Origin of the sequence: Spirillospora sp. CA-142024 (assembly GCF_050942325.1) — a bacterium.
Taxonomy (GTDB): Bacteria; Actinomycetota; Actinomycetes; order Streptosporangiales; family Streptosporangiaceae; genus Spirillospora.
This window is the reverse complement of the sequence record NZ_CP192077.1, coordinates 91,126-110,099: the sequence shown is the minus strand read 5'-3', so window position 1 is coordinate 110,099 and position 18,974 is coordinate 91,126. Positions and strand designations below refer to the sequence as shown.

The following is an 18,974-nucleotide window of genomic DNA, read 5'->3' as shown; positions in this document are numbered from 1 at the left end:
CCCATCCTGGTCAGCGAACAGCCAGAAGTCCAAGAGATGGATCTTCTATAACCCAGCAGCGATGCTTATGGCTCAGACCTCCTTGAGGAAGCCGGAGTCGACCACGAAGTCGGCGCCCGTCGTGCTCGCGGACCGCGGTGACGCGAGCAGCACGACCACGTCCGCGACCTCCTGCGGCTCGGAAAGGCGGCCGGTGCTGAGGCTCATCATCTCCGCCGCGCCACCGTCCAGCACCGCGTCGCGGTCGGATCCGGTGGCGCCGGCGATGATGTCGGCGGCACCGCCCTCGTCCGTCCACCACGGGGTCCGGACCGGGCCGGGCGAGACCGTGTTGACCCGGACGCCCTGCGGCGCGTACTCCTCCGACAGGCCCTTCGTCAGGTTGGTCAGCGCCGCCTTCGCCGCGTTGTAGTCGAAGTTCATCGGGCCGGGGCGGCGGGCATTGACCGACGAGACGTTCACGACCGACGCCGCGTCGCTCTTCAGCAGATGCGGGATCGCCGCCCGCACCGCCCGGACGACGGCGACCACGTTGAACTCGAACACGTCGCGCCAGTCGTCGTCCGCAAGCGTCATGAAGCCGAACCGCGGCATGACGGCGCCCGGCGGCGGCCCGCCCGCGTTGTTGACCAGGACGTCGAGCCGGCCGAAGGCCTCCACCGCCTGCTCGACGGCCCGCGCGGGGGCGTCCGGGTCCATCAGGTCGGCCGGCACGTGCACCAGGTTCGGCCCGGCGAGCGCGTCCAGTTCCGCGCCCGGCTTGCGCGACACCGCGACCACGCGCGCGCCCTCGTCCAGCAGCGTCCGCACGACCGCGAGCCCGATGCCCTTCGACGCCCCGGTGACGACCGCGACGCGTCCGGTCAGCCCCATGTCCATGGGTTCCCCTCTCGTAAGGCGGGCGCGCCCACACCGGACGCGCCGCACCTCATGAACCCCGCCCCGCCCCCGCCGGTTGCGCTTCAGGACGGCTCGGGATCGTCCAGCCGGCTGAGGACGGTGTTGTGCACGTGCTGGAAGATCACCGACGTCCGGAACCCGGCGATCTCCTTGCGCTTGCTCAGCCCGTCGAGCAGGAACGCGTGCAGGCGATCGAGGTCCTGGACGCCCACGTGCAGGACGAGGTCGTCGCCGCCCGCCACCACGAACACGCCGATGACCTCGGCCATCCCCGACACGTAGTCCTTGAACGTGTTGATCACCGTCCGGTTGAGCGGGCGGACCTGCAGCGACACCAGCGCCTGCACGCCCCGGTTCAGCGCCGCCGGGCTGATCTCCGCGTGGTACCCGCGGATCACGCCGCGCCGCGTCAGCGCCCGCACCCGTTCGAGGCAGGTCGACGGCGCGATCCCGAGCGTCCGCGCGAGCTCGCGGTTGGACTGCCGGGCATCCGCCTGGAGAAGACGCACGATCTCCGAATCAAGTTCGTCCATCACCTGATTATGGTCGCCGATTCCGAACGAACGTTCACCTGGAAGCCTTAGGAGTCGCCCGAATGGCTAATTTCAGGCCGTACAGCCACGCAACTGGGGGAACCATGGCGAACACGACCGGTCATCGTCTCGGGCTGGGCCAGGGCACGGCGCTCTTCGTCGGGGCCGTCCTCGGACCCGGCGTCCTGGCCCTGCCCCACCTCGCCGCCGCGGCGGCGGGGCCGTCCTCCACCGTGGCGTGGGCGGCGCTGCTGGCGCTGAGCGTGCCGGTCGCGCTGACGTTCGCCGCGCTCGGCGCCCGGCACCCCGACGCGGGCGGCGTGGCGACGTTCGCGGCCCGCGCGTTCGGGCCCCGGCCCGCGGTGATCGCCGGGTACTGCTTCTACGCCGTCGTGCCGGTCGGCGTCCTCGCGGGCGCCATGATCGGCGGGGACTACGTGGCCTCCGCCGCGGGTCTCGGACGCGCCGGCACCGGCGCCGTGACCTGCGCGCTGCTGCTGGCCGCGTTCGCCGCGAACCATGGCGGGCTGCGCGTCTCCGGACGCATCCAGCTCGTCCTCGTGGCCCTCCTCGCGGCCCTGCTGATCATCGGGATCGTGGCGGCCGCCCCGCACCTGGACACCGCGAACTTCACCCCGTTCGCCCCGCACGGTCCCCTCGGCGTCGCGCACGCCGCCGGCGTCCTGTTCTTCGCCTTCGCGGGCTGGGAGGCCGCCAGTCACCTCTCCGCGGACTTCGCCGACCCCCGCCGGCTGCTGCCCCGCGCGACCGTCCTCACCCTGCTCGTCGTCGGGGCGCTCTACCTCGGCCTCGCGGTCGCGGTCACGGGCGTCCTCGGGGAGCGCGCCGCGTCCTCGCCCGTTCCGCTCGCCCTGCTCCTCGACGACGGGATCGGCGCGGGCGCGGCGCGTCCGGTGACCGCGGGGGCCGCGCTCGTCCTCAGCTTCGTCGCCATGAACACCTACATCGCCGGCGGCGCCCGCCTCGGAACGGCTCTGGCGCGTGACGGCTCCCTCCCCGCGGGCCTGGCCCGCGGGCGCCGGAGCCTGGCGCTGCTGGCCTGCGCGACCGGCGTCCTGACCGCCGCCGTCCTGGCCACCGGCCTGGGTCTGGATCCGCTCATGCGCACGACCGCCGCATGCCTGGCGGCCGTCACCCTCATCGGCACAGCGTCCGCGACGCGCCTTCTCACCGGCCGCTCACGAACCCTCGCGCGCGTCGGGACGCTCTTCACCGCCGTGGTCCTGCTGTCATGCGGGTTCTATCTCGCCGTGCCGGCCGTGCTCGCCCTAGCCGTCCTGGGTCTTCGCCTCGGCCGCCCGGCGCGCGCGCAGAGCCCGCACCCGGCCCCGGCTGGCGCAGGCGGGTGACGGGCACCAGCGACGACGGCCGACGGGATCGACGAACACACCACGGCAGTCGTCCTCGGGACAGACCTTCAGGTCGTTCCGCTGCGGTCCCGTGAGGTGATCGACGGCCTGCCGCGCGATGCGCGCGAGGGCGACCCTCGCGTCCGGTGGCGCGGACCGGACGAGCCGTCCGTCCACCGAGAGATCGACCGCGTCGTCCTCGCCGAGGAAGCCGGCGAGACCTCGCACATCCTCGCCATCCGGCGGCCGGCCGTCCACGGCCGCCAGGGCGATGGGGCGCAGGGTCTCGCGCAGGAGGCGGGCCCTGTCCAGATCGTCCTGGTCCGGAGGCCGGACGGGCGCCAGTTCGCAGAGCTCCAGCCATTCGGCGAACCGCCCGGGGCCGGGCAGCCGCTCGGCCGGCCGCGCGCCGAAGGCGCGGCCGCGAGTGGCCAGCAGGTTCAGCCATGTCACACCGCAGTCGAGCCGGAAAGCCGGGGGATCGTCCTTCGCCATGCGCCCACTGTAACGCTCGACCCGTTACCAATGCTACGGTCGTCGTAACGACTCAGCCGTTACAGAGGAGCATCATGTCATCGGCGGAACACTTCACCCAGACCCCTCTCGACCGCGACGAGGGCTACCGCCTGCTGGACGTCCTGCAGGACGAGGCCACGCAGAGCGCCGCGCTGCCCGGCCTCGAAGACCTCGCGCCGGGCTTCGCCGACTGGATCGTCACGAGCCTGTTCGGCGGGACCTACCAGCGCGAGGGCCTCTCTCTGCGCGACCGGCAGCTGCTCAACCTGGCTGCCCTCACCGCGATGGGCGGCGTGGAACCGCAGCTCACCGGGCATGTGAAGACCTGCCTCCGGCTCGGCATGACCCGCGAGGAGATCGTCGAGGCGTTCGTCCACCTCGCCCCGTACACCGGCGTCCCCAAGGCCCTCGCCGGCCTGCGCGTCGCGGCGGCGGCGCTGTGAAGATCAGGACGGTCCTGGGCGACATCGATCCCGGCGAGCTCGGAGTCTGCGACGCGCACGACCATCTCTTCCTGCGCTCGCCTCGGCTGCCCGGCGAGGAACTGGACGACCCTGCGGCGGCCGCCGCGCAGCTCCGCACGTTCGCCCGCCTGGGCGGACGCGCGCTCGCCCAGTGGACGCCGCACGGGATGGGCCGCCGCCTGAACGATCTCGCGGACATCTCACGCGCGACGGGCGTCCACGTCATCGCCGCCACCGGCCTGCACCAGTCCGTCCACTACGACCCCGCCCTGCTGGACGGCATCCGGCCGGACGAACTGTTCATGGACGAGCTGACCCGCTCCCGCGCAGGCATGATCAAGGTCGCGACCGCGTTCCACGGCCTGGACGACCACGCCCGGCGCGTCATGACCGCGGCGGCCGAGGCGTCCAACGCGACGGGCGCCCCCATCGGCGTCCATCTGGAACAGGGCACGTCGGCCCTCGACGTCCTCGATCTCCTCTGCGGCGCCCTCGGCGTCCCGCCGTCCCGGGTGATCCTCGGCCACCTCAACCGCTCACCCGACCCGTGGATCCACCGCCGTGCCGCCGGATCCGGCGCGTACCTGGCGTTCGACGGCCCGTCCCGGGCCCACCACGCCACGGACTGGCATCTGTTCGAGTCCCTCACCGAACTCATGGACGCCGGCTACACCGACCGCCTCCTGCTCGGCGGTGACACCACCACGGCCGGCGCACGCGCAGAACTGGGCGTCCCCCATGTACTTCGCGCCCTGCGCCCTCGCGTCGAACGGCAACTCGGCCCAGAAGCGGCGACGGCCATCTTCATCACCAACCCGGCCAGCGCGTTCGCCGCGCCCTGGTCCTAGCGCAGGGCGTTGTACACGCCGGCGGCCACCGCGCCATAGGCCAGGTGAGGAACGACATCGGCGGCCCACTCCGAGGCCGTCCACTCGCGGGGATCGGTCAGGCCCAGCACGGTCATCGGAGCACTGGAGCCGAGCATCGCGAGCCCCATCAGCACGACGGCCCCGACCGGTCGCGGAACCCGCCGGCGCCCGGCCAGCAGGCCGTAGAGGAGGCCCGCGCCGAGACCCGTGCCGAAGCCGAGCACAGGCCCGAGCCCGGCCTTCCGGTTCTCGGCCCGCTCACCTTCCCCCAGGTCGACGCCGACGACGCCGGCCAGCCGCTCCACGCTCCGTTCCGGCGTGCTGCTGGGTGGACGGCCGCGAACCGCCATGTCCATGTAGGTCACCAAGTTGAGTGCGGTGGTGCCGGCGGCCCCGGCGGCCAGTCCGCGCGTCAGTCTGTCCATGGCCTCCCGCTACCCGAACCCGCGGCCCCTCAACGTCGGCCGGACGGCAGACCCGAAAGCCCTGCTGAAGGCGCGAACCTCCCCTTGTTCAGGGGCGTCTACAGAAACACGTGTTCTGTTGGTGTCCGTCCGTTTCACTCCTTGCCCCCGGGAGCTCCCGTGTCCAAGACGATCGCGATCCGCCTCGCTCTCGGCGGCCTACTCCTCGTCGGCGCCGCCGCGTGCAACGGCGACGACAAGAAGACGGCAGACCAGCCGGCGTCCACGCCGCCGACGGTGAGCACGCCCTCCGCGGCCACCACCGCGCCGACGCCGCCCACCACATCGCCCACCACGAGCGCTTCCGCGACCCCCGAGGGCAGCCCCACCGATTCCGACCTCCCCCGGAGCAAGCAGATCGTGATGATCGATCCGGATGGCGAGCGCTACACGTTCACGAAGATGGCGCAGGCGGCCGCGAGCATGCGGGCCATCATGGGAAAGAGAATGCCGTCGGACTACTGTGAGAAGTCCTACCGGAAGGGCCTGGAAGAAGGCGGGTCGTTCCCGGCGGGCCGCGACGCCTTCCTGGCCGCCTGCCGCTGGGGCGTGCGCTTGGCCGACACCCACCCGAGGTAGAGAGCACTAGGTCACCGACGCGCCGACCGGGTTCACAGGCGGTCGGGGTTCGGGGTGCCCGCACCGCGGAGCAGGGTGTCCACGACGAGCGTCGCCAGGGCGTCAGGGTCCTTCTCGTCGCTGTTCTGCGCGGCCTCGTGGATGAGGGCGTAGTAGACGCGGCGAGTCCACGGAATGTCGACGTCGGCGCGCAGGACGCCTGATGCCTGGGCCCGGCGGAACAACCGTTCGCACTTGTCCCGCACATCGCCGTGGACGCGCGCGACCTCCGGGTTGGCCGAGGTCGCCCGGCTCATCGCGAATCCCCAGCTGGTCTTGACGCTGAGGACGTTCGCGGTCGTCTGATAGAGGGCGACCAGCGGCGGGGCCGTCTCCGGGTGGCCGGCGTCCACCGCGGCGGCGAACCGCTGGGTGGCCCACATCGCCAGAGCGTCGATGAGGGCTTCGCGGGTGGCGAAGCGCCGGTGCACGGTGGTCCGGGCGACACCCGCGGCTTCGGCGATCTGCTCCATCGTGGCCGCCGGATCACGGCTGAGGGTGCGTTCGGCCGCCTCCAGGATCGCCGTCATCGTCCGCTCGGCGTCCGCGCGCAGCGGGCGGCCGCCGGCGGATGTCGGCCGCCGCTGTGTCTCCATGGGGAAAGCATACGACAGCGTCACGGTTCCTCGCAGACTTGCATCATCAGTGTTGCAAGTTATAACTTCATCGCGTCCCACCTGATGCGACTAATGACCCCGGAAAGGTCGGATCCCCATGGAGTACACCCGTCTCGGCCGCAGCGGCCTGTCGGTGTCCCGGCTCGTCCTCGGCACCATGAACTTCGGGTCGCGCACGTCCGAAGCCGACAGTCACGCGATCATGGACCGGGCGCACGAGCACGGCGTCAACTTCTTCGACACGGCCAATGTGTACGGCGAGAAGCAAGGCGAGGGCGTCACCGAGCAGATCCTCGGCCGCTGGTTCGCCCAGGGCGGCGGCCGGCGCGACAGGACCGTCCTGGCCACCAAGGCCTACCTTCCGATGGGCGACTGGCCGAACGAGAGCGGACTGTCCGCGCTGAACATCCGGCGCGCGTGCGACGCGTCGCTGAAGCGCCTGCAGACCGACCACATCGACGTGTTCCAGATGCACCACATCGACCGCGACACGCCATGGGAGGAGATCTGGGAGGCGTTCAACGTCCTTCGCCAGCAGGGGAAGGTGCTGTACTTCGGCTCGTCCAACTTCGCCGGCTGGCACATCGCGCAGGCCCAGGAGGCGGCACGGTCCCGGCACTTCCTCGGGCTGGTCAGCGAGCAGTCGATCTACAACCTGATGTCGCGCTGGGCCGAGCTCGAGGTGCTGCCCGCCGCGCGGCACTACGGGCTGGGCGTGATCCCGTGGTCGCCGCTGCACGGCGGAGTGCTCAGCGGCGTCCTGCGCAAGCAACGAGAGGGCGCGGCCTCCCGCAGTGGCTCGGGGCTCTGGGCCACCGCGCTCACCGAACACCGGGAATCGGTCGAGGCGTACGAGAAGCTGTGCGCCGACCTCGGCGAGGACCCGGCGCACGTGGGGCTGGCGTGGCTGCTCGCGCAGGACGGGGTGACCGGCCCGATCATCGGGCCGCGGACTGTCGAGCAGCTCGACGGCTCACTCCGCGCACTGCAGATCAAGCTCGACGACAGCACGCTGGCCAGGCTGGACGAGCTGTTCCCCCCGCCCGCGCCGAACGGAGCCAAGCCCGCCCCCGAGGCGTACGCCTGGTGACCGGCACCGGGCCCTGACCGTCTTCTCAACCCTGCCGTTACCGACCGCTGCGCACAATGCAGGCGGGAGGTGCCCCGGTGCGAATGGTGGACCGCGAGCACTACGCCCGCCTTCTGCGGCTGGCGTACCTGGTGCTGGACGACGGCGACGCCCCTCTCACGCGCGCCCGCCGCGTCACCGCACGGGCAGGACGAGGCGGGTACCCGGCCAGGCGGACGCGGCTCATCGCGATCCTGCTCACCGACCCGCCGACCGGACGGCCTCGCCTTCACCGCCTCTTCTACGAGCCCGCGCGGACCTCGCCGGGGCCGGTCCGGGCCGCGCTGCTGGAACTGTCGCCCCACCAGCGGCTGGCCTACCTGCTACGCCGCGACGGCCTCACCACACCCGAGATCACCGCCGAGCTGGGCGTCCACCTCCCGACCGATTTCCAGGACGTCGACGAGGCCACCGCCGCCGTGGACGACCGGACGGGGCTGGACGAGGCCGCGCAGCGGGCCGAGATCGAGGCGTTCGAGCCCGACCTCGTCCGGCTCCGCCCGCCGCCCGCCGCCCCGCGCGCCTGGCGCGCCGCCGTCGCGGCCGGCCTCGCGGCGGCGCTGCTGGCGGTGGCCGGTTTCGTCATCGCCCGGCCGGACGAGGGGTCCGGCGCGCCCGGCACGATCGACCCGCGCGCGTGGCAGGCGACCGGCACGCCGACCATCAACGAATGGCCCGCCCAGGGCGGGCTGCGGCACGACACCGCGCTGCTCCGCCGGGCGGCGGACGCCTGGCGGGCCGACAGCGAGGACCCCCCGCACGGCCGCGTCATCGTCCTGTACGCCGGGACGGTGGACGGCGCCTCCCTCGTCGTGTTGCGCGACTCCCCCGGCCTGCGGGACGCGCCCAGCGTGGCGCAGTACTTCGAGCGGCACATGTCCCGCGGCGTGGAGTCGGTCCGCAGGCTCGAAACGAGCGGGGGGCAGCTCATCATGCTGGGGATGACGTGGCGCTACCTCGTCCCGCCATGGCTGCTCGACGTGCGGGCGGCGGTGCCGTCCGGAGGCTCCCCGGAATGGGTGCCGGTGGCGGTGCGGGACGGGCTGAGCGATCCGCTGCCGTGGAACTGGTTCAAACCGCGCTGCCAGAACTACGTGGTGTTCCAGACGACGTTCCGGGCCGCCGGCGGGTGGCCGCGGACGGTCACGCAGCTCGTCTCGAACGACCCGCGGTCTTCGGCGCCGCGGGTGTGGTTCCGCGACCCGCCGGACCGGCAGGAGCGGTTCCGCTGGGCGGCGCTGCACGCCGTCGCCTGCGAGGCGGCGACGACGCTGAGCGAGTCGGGCGACCTGCGGCTGGGCCATCTGTGGAGCGGCGACCTGCCCGACGGCGGCGACCGGGTGACGCTGCTGACGGTGGACGCGTCCTCGCCGTGGGGTGCCCCGGGCAGCTCGATCCTGATCTCCGACGGCGGGCGGGCGCTGTCCGAGCGGGGCGGGACGAACAGCGACTTCACCTCGTCCGCCGGAACGACGGCCGCCGCCGTCTGGTGGCGGTCGCGCAAGCGCTGGCATCTGGTGGCGGCGGCGGGCCCGGGCGTCACGCGGCTGAAGACGGTCGGCGAACTGGGCTCCCACGAGACGAAGACCGAACACCCGGGCGACACCCCACTGCTGGTGGTGCCGGGCCCACGCACCGACGGCGCCCGCCTGCCCGTCGTCCAGGTGGTGGCCTACGAACAGGACGGAGACCGCTCGGTGCTCAGCCCTGCCTGACCCCACCGATCGTGAGCAGACCCAGGCCGCGCGGAGGAGCGGCATCCACCGCCGACCGGAACACCCAGTCCTCCCACATCAGCTCGTGGTCGGCCAGGACGAGCGTGGACCAGCCGCCGCCCATGCAGGACGGACCGCTGCAAAGTCGCTCGACGAGTTCCCGCCACCTGTCGTAGTCCTCGTGTTTGAGCAGGTCACATGCATCGGCGACCACCACGTAGGACCGCGCGGAGGCAGGCCGTTCACCGAGGTGTTCGAGGAAGTCCCCCCATCCTCGGGCCGCGTCATAGGGCAGTTGCAGGGCCGTGACGAACTGCTCGACAGCCTTCGTGGCGGTCGTGCATGCAGAGCCCAGAACCAACCGCGCGTCCGCACACCCACGGGCGTCGCCCAGAACAAGGTCGAGAACGATGTCGAGGCGATTCACCAGCTCCCAGGACTCGTCCCCGGAAAGGTCCACCGCCGCCAGGCGCCCCCGCAAGGAGCGGGAAGCCACCCGCTCCGCAAGCGCGTCGACCGAGGTCACGGGCGGTCCCTTTCCTCATCGGGGCGACGCAGGTACTCCTCGAAGGTGGGGTGCCGGTCTCGCCGACGCAACCACAGGAGAGCAAAAGGGATCATGGCGAACCCGAGCGCCCGACGGCCCAGCCGACGGAGCACCGCGGGCAACTCATTGAGCAGTTCCTTGACCGCCCGCCAAGGATGCATCAGGACCGCGAGGATCAACACGAAGGCCGCCTCACTACGGCTGATCCCCCCGAAATCATCGTCGGGGTGGCGTTCCTTCTTCTCCTTGGTCACAATGCTGCGAGCGTACGTCAGCGACGACTGACAAATCACCGCATTTACTCGCCGTGACAACCACGGACTGGCCACAGCGCCCGCAACCAGGGAGAGTGGAACCATGCCCCCGGCGAGGTGTTCACCCACAAGCGGGACGCATCACGCAAAGCAGTCTCGCCAGACCACTGTGACCTCAGCAAGCCCGAGGACGTCAGCACGAAACCACGCACCGACGCCCAGGTGGTCAGCGACCGAAACCGGGAGGGGGCGTGGGGACGGAGCCCCCACATCAGGGGTCTGGGGGTCGCCCCCCAGGCAAACACAACGAAGGAGTGACGGCCCACGCTCTCCGCGGGCACATCACTCCCAACTCGTTCGTGGGCTACCGACGAAACTCGCTGACCAGCGGCAACGCGAGGTCCCCGCTCCACCGGATTCCACGTTAAGCAAGATCATCTTCCACCCTCCATCATGGGAGCGATAGAGGGGGCCGGCATAGGGCCCGACCTGCACAGTAGACGGATTGCCTCTCCGGTGGGCACCGGCGGCGGAGTCAACGTCCTGCAGGCGGCGGCCGCAGTGATTCGCGCCGTGCGACGTGCTCGACCATGAGGTCGACGGCAGCGACCATGGTGAGTGAAACGTCAGGAATGCGGTCGTGACCCAGGACGGCACAGCGGCGGAGGTTCAGCCGGGCGGCGACCAGGCTCTCGATGTCGTCCAGGAGTGGGTGAGGGCGGTCAGGCTGCTGAGCGTGACCATGTCGGTGGCCTGCTGCAGCGCCTGACAGGCGGTTCTCAGCGGCTGCTGTCCCCAGTTTTCGAAAGTTCACCGGTGCGGCTGGAATGTCGACGGTGACGTCAGGGTAGGGCATCACCGTCTTGCGAGGATTCGGTCGCCCCCGGGGGCGATTCTCTGGGGGTAGGTGCTGGAGAGCCCCAATCCCTCTCGATGCTCCTCAGCATTGTTGTAGATGGCGAGCTCATATACATCCGCCTCCGCCGGATCCTGAACACACACAACCAGGATGAAGAACCGGGGGAATCGATCATGGCGTCCGTTCATCACCGCTACGCAAAAGTGCAGGGCCACCGTCTGTTCTACCGCGAGGCGGGGTCGGCCGAGGCCCCTGTCGTCGTGCTCCTGCACGGCTTTCCGGCCAGCTCGTTCATGTTCCGCGACCTCATCCCGCCACTGGAGCGGCAATATCACGTGATCGCCCCGGACCTGCTCGGGTTCGGGCTCTCCGACGCCCCGCCCCCCGACGAGTTCGACTACACCTTCGACGCCCTCTTCCGGCTGACCGCCGACCTGCTCGACCAACTGGGGATCACCCGCTACGCCGTCTACGTGCATGACTACGGCGCCCCGATCGGCTGGCGGCTCGCGCTGGCCGCCCCACAGGTCATTACGGCGATCATCACGCAGAGCGGCAACGGCTACGAGGCGGGATTCGTCGAGAGCTTCTGGAAGACCGTCTGGGACTACCAGGACGCCCAGACGCCCCAGACCGAGGGCGCCATCCGGGCCGCGCTGAGCCTGGAGGTGACCCGGTGGCAGTACGTCACTGGAGTCCCGGACGAGACCCTGGTCAGCCCTGATGCCTGGCACCACGACTTCGCGCTGCTGTCGCGGCCCGGCAACGATGCGATCCAACTCGCGCTCTTCCGCGATTACGTCACCAATGCGCGGCTGTACCCGGCTCTGCACGAGTACCTAAGAGAGCACCGTCCTCCGGTGCTGGCGGTATGGGGCAAGGGCGACGAGATCTTCGGTCCGGACGGCGCGCGGGCCTTCGCGACCGATGTGCCAGACGCTGAGATCCACCTGCTGGACGGCGGCCACTTTCTGCTGGAGAGCGCCCATGACGAGGTCGCCGAGCTGATCCTGGACTTCCTCGACCGGTCGCTGCCCTCCGGCTGACCACATCATGGCGAGCGGCCGCATTCCAGCCGTCCACCCGAGAGTTGAGACACCGGGGACGGCGGGGATGTCAGCGCCGACAGCACGGCGGGCCGGCATCCCGCTGCGGGATTCTTCTTGGTGGCGGGCGGCCAGGTTTGCGCGGATTCCACGGCCGGTGCCGACTTACTGGTCGCTGCGAGGCCGATCCTGGTGAGGCGACTGTCCGGCGCTGTCCGGTTCCGACCTTGGGGTCGGCTTTGGCGTGGTGCTGCCGAGTTCACCCGAGATCGGCAGCCAGTAAAAGACGATGAACGCGGCGATCACGGCGACTCCGAGGACGGGGAGCAGTGCGCCCAGCAGTGTTCCGGTGCCGATCCAGGCGAGCGCGAGCAGGAAGCGCCGGCCGATCGCCCGCACGCCGGCGGCGTCCAGAGTGTGGGCGAGCAGCCGGTGATGACGCTTCGCGTGCCACCAGATGACGTTGAAGAGGGCAGCCGCCACCTCGAAGGTGATGCCGTGCAGGACGACGGCGGTGCGCTCTCCCTGTCCGTCGCGGAACGCATCGGCCAGGACCCCGGCGGCGAACGGTAGGAAGGCGATGTCCATCAGCAGCAGGGTGTTGAGGAACAGGACCAGCCGGTCGGCGTGGCGGATGTGGTCGAACATGACGTGATGGTTCGCCCAGATCTGCCCGATCAGCATGAACGTGATGACGTAGGACACATATGACGGCCACAGCTCGCCGAGGCCGTGAAGAAGGTGTCGAGTGTCCTCCGGTGGGTGAATCTCCAGGACGAGGAGGGTGATGGCGATGGCGATGACGGCATCGCTGAACGCGACGACCCGTGCGGGATCACGTTCGATCGCGTTGCGCTCGCTGCCAGATCTTGCAGTCACGGCGGCCTTTCGGCTGGGAGGCGTCTGCGTTCCCATTGGACACGGTTGGCGGCTGGACGGGAGAGTCCGCTGGCTGGACAATCCACGCTAGCGAGCTCGAAGAGGCGGACCGCTGGCGATGGCGGTTCCCAGCTGATGGGAAACGATCTCTTGGCCATTGGATCGAGGCATCGGCGTTTCGGCCGATTCCGTTTTCTGCCGATTCCGTTTTCTGCCTTCCCTCGTGGTCTCTGGGGTCGAACGGCGCGCTCGGGTTCGGCGGCATCACATGTCCAAGACGATGTCGGTGCCGGGCCGGGAACAGCAGATGAGCACCTGCCCCTCGGCCGGGGGCTCCAGTGGTTCCGGAGAGTAGCTGACCTCGCCGGACAGCAGGGGCGTGATACAGGTCTGGCAGACGCCGGTGCGGCAGCTCCATCGGGAGGGGACGTCGCAGTCATCGGCGAGTTCGAGCAGGCTTCGGCCGCTGGTGGTGAAGCGGGCGGTGATACCGCTGCGGGCGAAGGTCACCTGCGGCCCGGTCCCGGGCGGGCCGGGCGGCTGGTGGGGTGCCCGGCCGCTCTGCCCGGCAAGGCCTGGGTTGATGGCGGGCAGGGCCCCGAAGAGTTCGGTGCGGATGCGGGACGGGTCGATCCCGGCCGTGGTGAGGGCGTCGGTCATGTCGGCCATGAACGAGGCCGGCCCGCAGACGTACGCCGTCGCGGTGGCCGGGATGGACAGCGCAACGAGCTTGTCCTTGGTGAGCCGTCCGGCGCCGCCGCCCGCGGCGCGCCGCTCCCCATCGGTGGCCGCGCTGTAGAAGATGTGCTCGTGACCGTGCGGCAGGGATGCGAGCAGCGTGTGAGCCTCGACGGCCAGCGGATGCTCCTGCGGCCGACGGGCACCGTGAATCCACCAGACCTCCCGATCCCTGCTGTGAGCCGCGAGCTCGTGCAGCATGGAAAGCACCGGTGTGAGGCCGATGCCGGCCGAGACGAGCAGAACCGGGCCGGCGCCGGCGTCCAGGACGAACTGGCCGCGGGGAGCCGCGACATCGAGGACGGTGCCCGGCCTCACCATGGAGGTCAGGTAGCTGCTTGCCACCCCGTGCGGTTCATGCTTGACGCTGATCCGGTAGGTGCCGGCATCGGGCGCGCAGGACAGTGAGTAGCTGCGAACCGGGGCGGGTGCGCCGGCGCCGGCGATCCGCAACGTCAGGTACTGGCCCGCTCGGGCGGCCGGAAGCGGTCTCCCGTCTGCGGCGCCGAGGTAGAGCGACGAGACGGTCGCGTTCTCAGGGACGACCTTGGTCACCTGCATCGCGCGGAATCCGGTCCAGGCGGGCTCGGGCGGGGCCGCGGCGTCAGTCGCTACGAGTAGGTCACGGAATGACCGCTGCCAGCCGGGACTGAGGGCGCGGATCCGGGTGGCGAGGCGGAGCTTGGCGGGGTCGCGGCCGGGGAGGTAGAGCAGAGCATCGGTGTCGGTCACGGTCAGCGCGCCTGGCCCGGTCCGTGTCTTGACGATCTGATCGCCGGCCCGGACGCGGCCTTCGCGAAGGACGCGCATGTAGAAGCCGGGACGACGGTGGCCGACGAGGAGGGCGGGCAGTTCGGGTTCACCGAGGCGAAGACCAACCCGGTAGCAGGTGACCCGGGGCTGGGTGACCTCGAACTCGGCCTCGCCGATCCGGTACCGGTCACCGATGCAAACCTCGTCGTCAGGCAGGCCGTCAACGGTGAGGTTCTCTCCGAACTGACCGTAGTTGAAGTCGTCTCGTCCGAAGTACTGTTGCCAGTGCCGGTAGGACTGAATCTGGTAGACCAGCACGGCCCGCTGTTCGCCGCCGTGGCCCTGCAGGTCGCCTTGGCCGTCGCCGTCGATGTTGAGCCGGCGGACCATCGCCGGGCCTGGCACGGGGTGCTTCCACACGCCGGTGTGAACGGTCTTGCCCTGCCAGGACACGTCCTGGGGCATGCCGACGTTGACCGACAACAGCACCGGTGTCCGGCGGTCGTCGCCCGCCCCGGTGCCGGTGCTTGGAGGCGCGCCCCGCGCGTTCATGACCGCCTGCCCGGATCCGCCTCGTCAGGGGTGAGGTCCCGGTCGGGACCGTGCGGGACCACGGCTTGGCCGGGCTCCAACCGCAGCCGATTGCCGCCGAGGCGTACCTCGACCTTGTCCGGCTCGAACGAGATCAGACCGGAGACGCGCCTGACTTCCGTATAGGCGTCCTCGTACGACCATGCGGCGCGGCGCGCGTCCCCGACGTTGTAGTAACTGCACAGCCCCTTGTACGGGCAGAACGTCTGCCCCTTGGCCGGGACGAGAGCGGCTTCGTCGACGTCAATGCGAGGGACGTACCAGCGCGGCGCGAACCCTGACTCGTACAGGGCCAGCGGCCGGGTGGTGTCGGCGACGACCCGATCCTGATGGCGCACGACGAGATGGCGGCTGCTCTGGCGAATATCGATGCGATGATAACCGTCGGCCGCATGGCCGACGATCCGTTCGTCTTCCTCATAGAAGGCGTCCATGGCCCGCCACGCGAACGCGACCCTTCCCCTCAACTCACCCGCATACCTGGGAAGGTCGGTGTGCTGCCATGCCGCGCGTGGTCTGCTGTGTTCCCTGGCACGCACGGTGTACCAGGACGTCGCCCCCAGGTCACGGTGCTGGGTGGCGTGCTCGCCAGGTTCCAGGGCGCTTGTCGTGATGTCGTTGAGCGGAAAGTATGCCACGGGGTAGAGGCCGGGCTCGTGCAGCAGCACCACATCTTCGCTGTCGGCGATCCAGTCGCCGGCGAACCGCACTCGCATGCGCCGCCGCAGTGGCTCCGTGAACAGCATCCGCTCGGGCAACGGGTCCCGTACCAGGAAACGGCCGATGGCTCCGGGGGCCAGCGGTCCTTGCTGCCAGGAAAGGCCCATGCTTCTGCTCCGTCCCGGTAGTCAACGAGGTCGGTGCGGTGTCGAAGCGGCTTTCGAGGAAGAGACAGGACCGTCGGGTGACGAGACCAGGCGCCGATGCATCGTCTGCGGAGGCTCGCACCGATGCCGATGCGGTCTTTCAGTGGTGGACGGCGGCCCCTGCGCTCCCTCAAGAGACTTGTGCACACATCCGACCTTATGAGGCCAACTATTACCTAAGGGCAACAGCACACCATAAAAGGTTGCAAACCTATCAAGACGGTCGAAATGATCAGAAGATCAGGGGTGTGCCGGTGGACGGTGCATCCTGCGTCAAGAGGTTGGCTCAGGAAACCCTGATCCGAATGCTGGGATGCAGGTTCGGGTCGTTGTGGACCTCGGCCGGTGCCCGTCGAGGACGTGGGTGCGGACGGATGTGGTTGAAGATCTACCGGTAGGCCTCGGCTTGGGCGGGCAAGTTCGGCAGGTCATCGATCTCCAGGCGGTCCAGGTGTTCATACTTCAGCAACCCGAACGCGTGTTCGTGGACTACAAGGCCGCCACACCACGCCAAAGCACACCCCAGGGCCGAGCCAACCTGCCGAACGGCTGCCTCTCTGGTCTCAGCAGTCACAGAAGACTGGTCTCCGTAACGACAAAGGCCCCGAAGCTTGCCAGCTTCGGGGTCGTTTCGTCACTGTAGGAATACGACTTTCGTCTGTACCCCGTTCGTGGGCTACCGACGAAACCCCCTTGACCTGCGGGATTCCATCAGTCCCCGACGCTGGATTCCACGCTAATCAAGATCATCTTCCACCGCGCCTCCGCCCGGGCCGGGCGGACGCGGGTTCGGCCGGCGTCGGTGCCGGGACTGCGATTCCGGTAGCTCGTACTGCGATTTCAGTACAGCGCAATGCCAGCAGCCACACGACGACAGGGCAGGTCTCCGCTTCATAGCGTGAGCGCATCGGTTCATCAGGATGCGAATGAGGAGACCTGTGGCGTGGCTACTTTTCTGTATCGGCTAGGCCGGGGCGCCTTCCGCTGGCGCGGCTATGTCGCCCTGCTGTGGGTGGCGATCCTGGCCGCGGTCACCTTCGGCGGGCTGCAAGCGCCGGGGGCTTCGGGGGATGACTCCTCGATGCCGGGGATCGAGTCCCAGCAGGCGTACGAGCTCATGCAAGAGCGGTTCCCCGGTCTCGGCGCCGCGGACGGCGCCGACGCCACGGTCGTGTTCGTCGCCCCGGATGGGCAGAATGTGACCGCGACGGCGAACAAGCAGGCCATCGAGCAGACGGTCCGGTCGTTGTCGGCCGGCTCGCAGGTGGCGAGTGTCGCGGATCCGTTCACCTCGGACGCGGTCAGCAAGGACGGCTCGACGGCGTACGCGACGGTCACCTACAAGGTCGCCTCCGACGATGTCACCGACGCCAGCCGCACGGCGGTGGGCACGGCCGCCGAACAGGCGCGCGATGCGGGTCTGACGGTCGAGACGGGCGGGTCGGCGATGGAGGCCGACGAAGGGCTCAGCGGGGTCGCGGAGATCGTCGGGATCTCGGTGGCGGCGCTGGTGCTGCTGATCACGTTCGGGTCGTTGGCGGCGGCGGGGTTGCCGCTGCTGAACGCGATCGTCGGTGTCGCGGTCAGCCTGTTCTCGCTCATGATCCTCGCCAAGCCGCTCGGGCTGTCGTCGGACTCCAGCACGCTGGGGATGATGCTGGGCCTGGCGGTCGGGATCGACTACGCGCTGTTCGTGGTGTCCCGCTACCGCGAGGAACGCGGCCGGGGCTTCACGGCGCGGGAGGCGGCGGGCCGGGCGGTCGGCACGGCCGGTTCGTCGGTCGTGTTCGCGGGCCTCACTGTGATCATCGCGCTCGCCGGTCTTGCGGTGGTCGGGATTCCGATGCTGACGAAGATGGGCCTGGCCGCCGCCGGCGCCGTCGCGATCGCGGTGGCAGCCTCGCTGACCCTGGTCCCGGCGATCCTCGGGTTCTGGCCGAACGCGGTGCTGTCGCGCCGTACCCGCAAGCACCGGCCGACCGGGGACGATGCTTCCGCAGTCGCAGGGGGCGGCGGGGATCCGAAGGCCGGCCGGGAGAGCATGGGGACCCGCTGGGCCCGGTTCGTCCTGCGCCGCCCGCTGCCCGTCCTGATCCTCGGCGTCATCGGGCTGGGGGCGCTGGCCATGCCGGCGGCGAGCCTGCAGTTGGGCATGCCGGGCGATGAGGCCCTGTCGACGTCCACTACCCAGCGCCGTGCCTACGACGCGCTCGCCGACGGCTTCGGCCCCGGCTTCAACGGTCCGCTGACCATCGTCGTCGACGCCCACGGAGCGGCCAGCCCGAAGACGGCCGTGAAGGCGATCAGCGACGAGATCGCCCACACCGACGGGGTCGTGTCGGTGTCGCCCGCGAGCTTCAACCAGGCCGGTGACACCGCGGTCTTCCAGGCGACCCCGTCCACCGGCCCGACCGACGCGAAGACCAAGACGCTGGTCAAGACCATCCGCAGCGAACGCGCCGCGCTTGAGTCCGCCACGTCTGCGACGTTCAAGGTGACCAGCACCACCGCGGTGAACATCGACGTCGCCGCCAAGGTCCAGGCGGCTCTGGTGCCCTATCTGCTCGTGGTGGTCGGCCTGGCGGTCCTGCTGCTGATGGTGATCTTCCGGTCGGTGCTGGTGCCGTTGAAGGCGGCGCTGGGCTTCCTGCTGTCGGTCCTGGCCTCGATCGGCGTGGTGGTGCTGGTCTTCCAGCAGGGCCACCTGGCGAGTCTGTTCGGCATCGAGCAGACCGGTCCGATCATGAGCCTGATGCCGATCTTCCTGGTGGGCATCGTGTTCGGGCTCGCGATGGACTACGAGGTGTTCCTGGTCTCGCGGATGCGGGAGGCGTTCGTCCGCGGTGAGAGCGGCCGGCAGGCCGTGGTATCGGGGTTCAAGCACAGTGCTCGCGTGGTGGTGGCGGCCGCCCTGATCATGATCGCGGTGTTCTCCGGGTTCATCACCGAGAACGGTTCGATGATCAAGATGATCGGGTTCGGACTCGCGTCCGCGGTCCTGTTCGACGCCTTCGTCGTCCGGATGGCGATCGTGCCCGCCGTCCTCGCTTTGCTCGGCGACAAGGCGTGGTGGCTGCCCAAGTGGCTGGACCGGATCCTGCCGCGCGTCGACGTGGAAGGAGAGGCCCTCGACCACCAGCCGGCGGCCGAAGATCGGGACCGCGCCCCCGGCGAGCCCGGCAGGGTACCCGTCTGAGCAGGCCTAACCTGGCCTTCTGGGCCGCCCGAGACTTGCTCTCGGGCGGC

The 18,974-nt window shown here is 69.9% G+C and carries 19 protein-coding genes; 9 read left to right on the top strand and 10 right to left on the bottom strand.

Annotated features, from left to right (window positions below):
• Positions 1-72: 72 nt before the first annotated feature.
• Both ACQPZP_RS00545 and ACQPZP_RS00540 read right to left on the bottom strand, forming a co-directional pair.
• Positions 73-879, bottom strand: a complete 807-nt coding sequence (locus tag ACQPZP_RS00545; protein WP_433475637.1) for an SDR family NAD(P)-dependent oxidoreductase — start codon at positions 877-879, stop codon at positions 73-75.
• Positions 880-962: 83 nt separating this feature from the next.
• On the bottom strand, positions 963-1,433 hold the full coding sequence (locus tag ACQPZP_RS00540) for an Lrp/AsnC family transcriptional regulator (protein WP_433475636.1): 471 nt from the start codon (positions 1,431-1,433) through the stop codon (positions 963-965).
• Between the two features lie 104 nt (positions 1,434-1,537).
• Between ACQPZP_RS00540 and ACQPZP_RS00535 the strand changes: the two genes are divergently transcribed.
• Positions 1,538-2,803, top strand: a complete 1,266-nt coding sequence (locus tag ACQPZP_RS00535; RefSeq protein ID WP_433475635.1) for an APC family permease — start codon at positions 1,538-1,540, stop codon at positions 2,801-2,803.
• Here the strand turns inward: ACQPZP_RS00535 and ACQPZP_RS00530 are convergent.
• A complete protein-coding gene (locus ACQPZP_RS00530) occupies positions 2,723-3,298 on the bottom strand; it encodes a CGNR zinc finger domain-containing protein (RefSeq protein ID WP_433475634.1) in 576 nt (191 codons plus the stop codon). The two genes, ACQPZP_RS00535 and ACQPZP_RS00530, sit on opposite strands and share 81 nt — an antisense overlap.
• Before the next feature lie 74 nt (positions 3,299-3,372).
• Here ACQPZP_RS00530 and ACQPZP_RS00525 point away from each other — a divergent pair, with 74 nt between their 5' ends.
• Together ACQPZP_RS00525 and ACQPZP_RS00520 are read left to right on the top strand one after the other, a co-directional pair.
• Positions 3,373-3,762 (top strand): carboxymuconolactone decarboxylase family protein, encoded by a 390-nt coding sequence (locus ACQPZP_RS00525; RefSeq protein WP_433475633.1) that lies wholly within the window; start codon positions 3,373-3,375, stop codon positions 3,760-3,762.
• Positions 3,759-4,631, top strand: a complete 873-nt coding sequence (locus ACQPZP_RS00520; protein WP_433475632.1) for a phosphotriesterase family protein — start codon at positions 3,759-3,761, stop codon at positions 4,629-4,631. Before ACQPZP_RS00525 ends, ACQPZP_RS00520 begins: the two co-directional genes overlap by 4 nt.
• Here the strand turns inward: ACQPZP_RS00520 and ACQPZP_RS00515 are convergent.
• Entirely contained in the window at positions 4,628-5,077 is a 450-nt protein-coding gene (locus ACQPZP_RS00515) for a hypothetical protein (RefSeq protein WP_433475631.1), read from the bottom strand. The two genes, ACQPZP_RS00520 and ACQPZP_RS00515, sit on opposite strands and share 4 nt — an antisense overlap.
• A 159-nt stretch (positions 5,078-5,236) precedes the next feature.
• On the opposite strand from ACQPZP_RS00515, the gene ACQPZP_RS00510 reads away from it, so the two are divergent.
• Complete coding sequence (locus ACQPZP_RS00510) at positions 5,237-5,695, top strand: hypothetical protein (RefSeq protein ID WP_433475630.1); 459 nt, start codon at positions 5,237-5,239, stop codon at positions 5,693-5,695.
• Positions 5,696-5,727: 32 nt separating this feature from the next.
• Here ACQPZP_RS00510 and ACQPZP_RS00505 read toward each other — a convergent pair whose 3' ends face one another.
• Positions 5,728-6,330, bottom strand: a complete 603-nt coding sequence (locus ACQPZP_RS00505; protein WP_433475629.1) for a TetR/AcrR family transcriptional regulator — start codon at positions 6,328-6,330, stop codon at positions 5,728-5,730.
• Positions 6,331-6,448: 118 nt separating this feature from the next.
• Here ACQPZP_RS00505 and ACQPZP_RS00500 point away from each other — a divergent pair, with 118 nt between their 5' ends.
• Together ACQPZP_RS00500 and ACQPZP_RS00495 are read left to right on the top strand one after the other, a co-directional pair.
• Positions 6,449-7,441: an aldo/keto reductase gene (locus ACQPZP_RS00500; protein WP_433475628.1), complete on the top strand. Its 993-nt coding sequence runs from the start codon at positions 6,449-6,451 to the stop codon at positions 7,439-7,441.
• Positions 7,442-7,518: 77 nt separating this feature from the next.
• Positions 7,519-9,195, top strand: a complete 1,677-nt coding sequence (locus tag ACQPZP_RS00495; protein WP_433475627.1) for a hypothetical protein — start codon at positions 7,519-7,521, stop codon at positions 9,193-9,195.
• Here ACQPZP_RS00495 and ACQPZP_RS00490 read toward each other — a convergent pair.
• Positions 9,182-9,721, bottom strand: coding sequence for a hypothetical protein (locus ACQPZP_RS00490; protein ID WP_433475626.1), 540 nt, complete (start codon positions 9,719-9,721; stop codon positions 9,182-9,184). The two genes, ACQPZP_RS00495 and ACQPZP_RS00490, sit on opposite strands and share 14 nt — an antisense overlap.
• Positions 9,718-9,996, bottom strand: a complete 279-nt coding sequence (locus ACQPZP_RS00485) for a hypothetical protein (RefSeq protein WP_433475625.1) — start codon at positions 9,994-9,996, stop codon at positions 9,718-9,720. The genes ACQPZP_RS00490 and ACQPZP_RS00485 overlap by 4 nt, the downstream gene beginning before the upstream one ends.
• A gap of 640 nt (positions 9,997-10,636) precedes the next feature.
• Between ACQPZP_RS00485 and ACQPZP_RS00480 the strand changes: the two genes are divergently transcribed.
• Together ACQPZP_RS00480 and ACQPZP_RS00475 are read left to right on the top strand one after the other, a co-directional pair.
• Positions 10,637-10,765 carry a hypothetical protein gene (locus ACQPZP_RS00480; RefSeq protein WP_433475624.1) on the top strand — a complete coding sequence of 43 codons (129 nt, stop codon included), beginning with the start codon at positions 10,637-10,639 and terminating at the stop codon, positions 10,763-10,765.
• Between the two features lie 263 nt (positions 10,766-11,028).
• Entirely contained in the window at positions 11,029-11,901 is an 873-nt protein-coding gene (locus ACQPZP_RS00475) for an alpha/beta fold hydrolase (RefSeq protein WP_433475623.1), read from the top strand.
• A gap of 165 nt (positions 11,902-12,066) precedes the next feature.
• On the opposite strand, the gene ACQPZP_RS00470 is transcribed toward ACQPZP_RS00475, so the two are convergent.
• From ACQPZP_RS00470 to ACQPZP_RS00460, 3 genes are all read right to left on the bottom strand, one after another.
• A complete protein-coding gene (locus ACQPZP_RS00470) occupies positions 12,067-12,816 on the bottom strand; it encodes a TMEM175 family protein (protein WP_433475622.1) in 750 nt (249 codons plus the stop codon).
• 228 nt (positions 12,817-13,044) lie between these two features.
• Positions 13,045-14,823, bottom strand: a complete 1,779-nt coding sequence (locus tag ACQPZP_RS00465) for an MOSC domain-containing protein (protein ID WP_433475621.1) — start codon at positions 14,821-14,823, stop codon at positions 13,045-13,047.
• Complete coding sequence (locus tag ACQPZP_RS00460) at positions 14,820-15,689, bottom strand: DUF427 domain-containing protein (protein WP_433475620.1); 870 nt, start codon at positions 15,687-15,689, stop codon at positions 14,820-14,822. The genes ACQPZP_RS00465 and ACQPZP_RS00460 overlap by 4 nt, the downstream gene beginning before the upstream one ends.
• A 982-nt stretch (positions 15,690-16,671) precedes the next feature.
• Between ACQPZP_RS00460 and ACQPZP_RS00455 the strand changes: the two genes are divergently transcribed.
• Positions 16,672-18,924, top strand: coding sequence for an MMPL family transporter (locus tag ACQPZP_RS00455; RefSeq protein WP_433475619.1), 2,253 nt, complete (start codon positions 16,672-16,674; stop codon positions 18,922-18,924).
• Positions 18,925-18,974: the final 50 nt, after the last annotated feature.